Here is a 6,275-nt window from a genome sequence, read left to right as displayed (position 1 = left end):
TATGTCCAAGATGAGTGTTCAAGACAAGCTCGCGATTCTGAGCGATGCGGCCAAATACGACGCCTCCTGCGCCTCCTCCGGGTCCAGCAAGCGCGACTCGCGCGATGGCAAGGGGCTGGGGTCGAACACCGGCGCGGGGATCTGCCATGCCTATGCGCCGGACGGGCGCTGCATCAGCCTGCTGAAGATCCTGATGACCAATTTCTGCATCTATGACTGCGCCTATTGCATCAACCGGGTGTCGTCGAACGTGCCGCGGGCGCGGTTCACGCCGGATGAGGTGGTCAAGCTGACGGTGGAGTTCTACCGGCGCAATTATATCGAGGGGCTGTTTCTGTCCTCGGGCATCATCCGCTCGCCCGATGCGACAATGTCGGACATGGTGCAGATCGCCCGCAAGCTGCGGGAGGAGGAGAATTTCCGCGGCTATATCCATCTGAAGACGATCCCCGACGCGGCGCCGGAGCTGATTGCCGAGGCCGGGCGGCTGGCGGACCGGCTGTCGATCAATGTGGAGCTGCCGACCGATGCCTCGGTGCGCCAGCACGCGCCGGAGAAGAAGCCGGAGCAGATCCGCAAGGCGATGGCCGATGTGCGGCTGCGCGGCGAGGCCGCCAAGGACCGCAGCCATACCGGCAAGCGGCCGCCGCGGTTTGCGCCTGCCGGGCAGTCAACGCAGGTGATTGTGGGGGCCGATGGCTCCAGCGATGCGGTGATCCTGGGGCAGTCCACCCGGCTTTATGGCAGTTACGGTCTGCGCAGGGTCTATTACTCGGCGTTTTCGCCGATCCCCGATGCCTCGGCCCGGCTGCCGCTGGTCAGCCCGCCCTTGGTGCGGGAGCACCGGCTGTATCAGGCGGACTGGCTGCTGCGGTTCTACGGGTTCGGGGTGGAGGAGATCACCAGTGCGGCGCCGGACGGCAATCTGGATCTGGAGATCGACCCCAAGCTGGCCTGGGCGCTGGCGCACCGCGGGCTGTTTCCGCTGGATGTGAACCGGGCCAGCCGCGAGGAGCTGCTGCGGGTGCCGGGGTTCGGGGTGCGGACCGTGAACCGGATCCTCAGCACCCGGCGGCACCGCGCCCTGCGCTATGAAGACCTGCAGCGGATGGGGGCGCTGCTGAAGAAGGCGCGCCCCTTCATCACCGCGGTTGGCTGGACGCCGGGGGCGCTGGCGGACACGGCGGATCTGCGGGCGCGCTTTGCGCCGCCGCCCCAGCAGCTGAGCCTGTTCTGATGCAGGTGGTGAGCCTGCCCTCCATCGGCACCGCGGCCGCCTGGCGGGACGCCGCGCGCGGTTACCTGAGTGCCGGGGTGCCGCCGGAGGATTTGCGCTGGCATTGCGGCGCGCAAGCGGAGGCCGGGCTGTTTGACACGGCTGCAGCGCCGCCCGCGCCGGCGCGCCCGGTGGCGGTGCCGCGGAGTTTCGTGAGCCTGGCCGAAAGTGTCGCCTGGCATTCGGATCCGGCGCGGTTTGACCGGCTTTATGCGTTTCTGTGGCGGCTGAGGGACGCGCCGCAGCTGATGAGCGACCGGGGCGATGCGCAGCTGGCGCATCTGCGGCGGATGGAAAAGGCAGTGCACCGCTGCCAGCATAAGATGAAGGCCTTTGTCCGGTTCCGCGAGACCGGCAGCCCGGAGGCGGCGCGGCGCAGCTTTGCCGCCTGGTTCGAGCCGGAGCACCGCACGGTTGAGCCGACGGCGCCGTTCTTTGCCCGCCGGTTCGGGGATATGGACTGGCGCATCCTGACGCCGGATGTCTGTGCGGTGTTCGAGGGCGGCGTGCTGCGGTTTGAGCCGGGCGCGCCCAAGCCCGGCCTGCCGGAGGATGCGAGCGAGGGGCTGTGGCTGACGTATTTCCGCAACATCTTCAACCCGGCGCGGCTGAAGGTGAAGGCGATGCAGTCGGAAATGCCGAAGAAGTACTGGCGCAACATGCCTGAGACGGCGGCGATACCGGAATTGATCGCCACCGCGCCGGCCCGGGCGCGGGCAATGGCGGAGGCGGCGCCGACTTTGCCGTCCGCCCGCACCGCACGGGTGCAGGCCGCAGCAGAGCAGGCGGCGGCGGAGCATTGGGCCGGGCCGCAGGACGGTCTGGCGGCGGCGCTGGCGGGCTGCACCCGCTGCCCGCTGCATGGCGCAGCGACCCAGGCGGTGCCGGGCGAGGGCCCGCAGGATGCGGCGCTGATGCTGGTGGGGGAGCAGCCGGGCGACCGCGAGGATCTGACCGGGCGGCCCTTTGTCGGTCCCGCCGGGCAACTGCTGGACGCGGTTGCCGCCGAAGCCGGTGTGGCGCGGGAGGCGGTGTATCTGACCAATGCGGTGAAGCATTTCAAGTTCCGCCCCCAGGGCCGCCGCCGCCTGCATCAGCGCCCGGACGCAGGCGAGGTGCAGCGGTGCCGGTGGTGGCTCGATGCCGAAGTTAAGCTGGTGAAGCCGCGGCTGATCGTGGCGATGGGCGCCACGGCGGCGCTGGCGCTGACCGGCCGCGGCGAGCAGCTGATGGCGCGGCGCGGCACGGTGGAAACCAGCCGCCAGGGGGTGCCGGTGCTGCTGACGCTGCATCCGGCGCATATCCTGCGCACGCCGGACCCTGCCGCCCAGGCCCGGCTGCGCGAACTGCTGCGCAGCGACCTGGCGGCGGCACGGGATCGTGCCGGGCTGGCGCTTCCGGCAGCTCAGGCAGGGGAGGCGGGGCAGGGGGCGGCTTAGGCGGCCTCGGCCGGGCGGACCTCGGGGAAGATGTCGATATTGCGCTCTTCGGCAATCCGGTTGCCGGCCGCAATGATCATCTCGCGGGCCTTGCAGGCGACATCCCAGGAGGTGTTCGGGTCGGCGCAGGGCAGGGCGAACCAGACGTCCTTGCCGAACACATCCTGCCCGGCTACCCGCACCTTGGCGTCATCGGGATCGCCCAGCTCTTCCTTGTCCAGCTTGCCGACGATGTCGTCGAACGCTTCGCGCAGCGCGTCCACATCGGCATTGTGGGCGCATTTCAGCTTGATGATGCGCAGCATCTTCGGCTCTTTCATCGTCCAGTTCTCAAACGGGGTGGAGATGAACTCCTCCACCGGAACGATGAGGCGGGTGCCGTCCCAGTCGCGCAGCTGCACGTAGGTGAAATTGATGCGCTCCACGTGGCAGAGGTAGTCGTTATAGACGATCCGGTCGCCGATCTTGGCGGACTGGTTGAGCGCGATCTGCAGCGAGGCGATGATATTGCCCAGCACCCGGCGGGCGGCGAAGCCCAGGATCAGGGTCAGGGCACCGGCGGTGCCCAGAATGGTAAAGCCGAGGTTCTGGAAGATGTTGCTTTGGCTCAGGAAAATACCGCCGCCGATCAGCACCGCAGCCACCACAAAGGCGCGGCGGGCGGCGGCGAGCCGGGTGGCCATCGTGCGCTTGTGATCCTCCTGGCGCTGGGTCAGGTCGGTTTCATCGAAGGAGGTGAGCCGGTCCAGAACCGCCTCGACACTGTTGATGGCGAGCCACAAGCCTGAGCCGGCCAGCCCCAGCCAGGCCAGCGGCGGCAGAACGGTGCTGATCTGGCCGGAAAACACAAAGGCATAGGAGCCGATTGCCAGCGCCACCAGCGTCGCGCTGCCGATGCTGGCGGGGCCGCGGATCGACAGCAGTGTGTCGGTGACAACCTGATGCGAGGCCTTGCGGGCGGCCCAGCCCATGCCCTTCCACACCAGCCAGCCGGCGCCAGCCGAAAGCGCAAGCAGCAGCGGCAGGCCAAGAACCTCCCACCATTTAAAGCCGAAGGCGGCATTTTCCTTGAGCGCGTCCGGCAGCATCTTTTCAAACCGGCCCGGCCCGAAGCGGGCGAACAGGGCCGGGATGTTGCCGACAGTCTGGCGGGAGAACACCCAGACAGCGGCGCCGTCTTCCGGCTTGATCCGGTTCAGCCGGATTGCCACGGGGCGGTTGTCCAGCTCCAGCGTCCACAGCAGCAGCGACTTGCGCGGCTCCCCGGCCATGGCCCGGTCGGAGGAGGCGCGCGCGTCCAGCGCGTCGGGCCGGTCGAGGATGATATCCCAGTCGATCACCGTCTTGCGGCTGACCACGGTTTCCAGCTGCCGCGCCAGCCCGGTGCCTGCGGCGAGCTGCTGCACTTCGGGAATGCCGGACAGATCGAGCAGATGCGCGGCCTCGGTCCAGGCGTCTTCGCGGGCGGCGGCAATCAGGCTTTCGATGGTGGCGCGGGGGGTTTCGCGGTTGATCAGCGTGGAGGGCTGCGGCAGGCCCGTGTTCAGGCCGGAGACGCAATACCAGCGGCTGCTGTCGCAGCCGCTTTTTTCCTGCGCCGCCAGCGGCGCAGCGATCAGAAGCAGGGGAACCAGGAACCGCAGCAGCGTTTTTATCATGGCAGGTCAACGCAGCAGCCAGCTGTTTGGTTCCGCTGCTGGTTCAGGCGCGCGCTGCGGGGCGGATGCTGGCGGCGCGTGCTGCCGCCCGTTATGATCTATAGATAATAAGTGCGATTTATGATCTTAGCAGTATATTTATGGTTTATGATCCCCAGCGCATATTGACGGAATATGATCCATTGATCATATTCTCCGGGAAAGGAGCCTCCTCATGGATCAGATTGCCCGCACTCCCAAGGATATCGGCACCGTTCTGCGCAATGCGCGCAAGGCGCAGGGGCTGACCCAGGGCGAGCTGGCGGCGCGCGCGGGCGTCTGGCAGCGCACGGTGTCCAACATCGAGACCAGCAGCAGCGGTGCCAAGCTGGAGACGGTGTTTGACCTGCTGGCGGCGCTTGACCTGGAACTGCGCGTCGCGCCGCGCAGCAAGATGCGGCCCGGCGATCTGGAGGATATCTTCTGATGGGGCGCAAGCGCACCTATACGCCGCTGGATGTTTACATGAACGGCCGCCGGACGGGGCAGTTTTACCGCGCGCCGGACGGGGCGTTTGGCTTTGTCTATGCGCCGGAGTGGCTGGCGTGGGAGAACGCGCTGCCGGTGTCGCGGTCCTTGCCGCTGCGTCCGGACCGCTATGCGGGACCGCCGGTGATTGCGGTGTTCGACAACCTGCTGCCCGACGATGACGGCATCCGCCGCCGGGTGGCCGAACGGGTCGGCGCGGACGGGCTGGACGCCTACAGCCTGCTGGCGCGGATCGGGCGCGACTGCGTGGGGGCGCTGCAGTTTTTGCCCGAAGGCGAGCTGCCGCAGGACAGCGGCACCCTGACGGGCGAGCCGCTGACCGACGGGGAGATTGCCGCGCTGCTGAGCGATCTGGGGCGGACGCCGCTGGGCATCCGGCGGGAGCGGGATTTCCGGATTTCGGTCGCGGGCGCGCAGGAGAAGACCGCGCTGCTGTATCAGGACGGCCAATGGATCGAACCGGCCGGCACAACGCCGACCACGCATATTCTGAAGCCGGCGATCGGCACTTTGCCCAATGGCATGGACCTGACAGACAGCATCGAGAACGAGCATTTCTGCCTGCGGCTGATGGCGGGGTTCGGCCTGCCGGTTGCACGGACGGAGGTTGCGGAGTTTGCGGGCACCAAGGCGCTGGTAATCGAGCGCTTCGACCGGCTGCGGACGCGCGACGGGCGGCTGCTGCGGCTGCCGCAGGAGGACTGCTGCCAGGCGCTGTCGGTGCCGCCGGCGCGCAAGTACCAGAACGAGGGCGGCCCCGGCATCGCCGATATCTGCGCCCTGCTGCAAGGCAGCGACGAGCCGCTGCGCGACCGTGCAAATTTCTTCAAGGCAGCGGTCCTGTTCTGGCTGATCGGCGCGACGGACGGCCATGCCAAGAACTTCAGCATTGCGCTGATGCCGGGCGGGCGGTTTACCCTGACGCCGCTTTACGATGTGCTGACGGTGCAGCCGTCGCTGGAGGCCGGGCAGCTGCAGGCCAAGGACATGAAGCTGGCGATGCGGGCGGGCAAGAACCGGCATTACCGGGTCTCGGACATCGCCGGGCGGCATTTTGCGGAGACCGGGCTGGCGGCGGGCTTTTCGCGCGCGCAGATCGGGCAGATCTTCCGCCAGATCGGTGCGCAGGGGGAGGCGGCCTTTGCCGCGGCGCTGGCGGAGATGCCGGAGGGCTTCCCCGAAACCCTGGCGGCGGCGGTGAAGCGCGGGTTTGACCAGCGTCTGCCGCGGCTGCTGAGCGCGGTTTGACGGGCTGCCCGCGGGGCGGGCATCAAACGCCGCATGGCCAAAGACGCGGCAGGTTCTGTAGCGTGAAACCGGTGGTTGACAGGGGTGCCTGAAATCGGCTGCCGTTGACGGGGGCCAGAGGGCGGA

At 67.9% G+C, this 6,275-nt stretch carries 5 protein-coding genes; 4 read left to right on the top strand and 1 reads right to left on the bottom strand.

The genetic code is table 11. The annotated features are described in order from the left end of the window. Window position 1 precedes the first annotated feature (1 nt). A complete protein-coding gene (locus CAER_RS0101740) occupies window positions 2–1,237 on the top strand; it encodes a putative DNA modification/repair radical SAM protein (protein WP_027233784.1) in 1,236 nt (411 codons plus the stop codon). Then, complete coding sequence (locus CAER_RS0101735; RefSeq protein ID WP_027233783.1) at window positions 1,237–2,715, top strand: UdgX family uracil-DNA binding protein; 1,479 nt, start codon at window positions 1,237–1,239, stop codon at window positions 2,713–2,715. Before CAER_RS0101740 ends, CAER_RS0101735 begins: the two co-directional genes overlap by 1 nt. On the opposite strand, the gene CAER_RS0101730 is transcribed toward CAER_RS0101735, so the two are convergent. Next, window positions 2,712–4,373 carry a mechanosensitive ion channel family protein gene (locus CAER_RS0101730; RefSeq protein ID WP_036796755.1) on the bottom strand — a complete coding sequence of 554 codons (1,662 nt, stop codon included), beginning with the start codon at window positions 4,371–4,373 and terminating at the stop codon, window positions 2,712–2,714. The genes CAER_RS0101735 and CAER_RS0101730 overlap by 4 nt on opposite strands. A gap of 214 nt (window positions 4,374–4,587) precedes the next feature. Between CAER_RS0101730 and CAER_RS0101725 the strand changes: the two genes are divergently transcribed. Further along, the gene (locus tag CAER_RS0101725; RefSeq protein WP_027233781.1) at window positions 4,588–4,839 is read left to right on the top strand and encodes a helix-turn-helix domain-containing protein; all 252 of its coding nucleotides are present in this window, start codon (window positions 4,588–4,590) and stop codon (window positions 4,837–4,839) included. Further along, window positions 4,839–6,149, top strand: coding sequence for a type II toxin-antitoxin system HipA family toxin (locus tag CAER_RS0101720; RefSeq protein ID WP_027233780.1), 1,311 nt, complete (start codon window positions 4,839–4,841; stop codon window positions 6,147–6,149). Before CAER_RS0101725 ends, CAER_RS0101720 begins: the two co-directional genes overlap by 1 nt. Window positions 6,150–6,275: the final 126 nt, after the last annotated feature.

It is taken from the genome of Leisingera caerulea DSM 24564 (assembly GCF_000473325.1).
GTDB classification, from domain to species: Bacteria; Pseudomonadota; Alphaproteobacteria; order Rhodobacterales; family Rhodobacteraceae; genus Leisingera; species Leisingera caerulea.
Note: the sequence above shows the minus strand (reverse complement) of the source record. Positions and strands in the feature narration are given on the sequence as shown.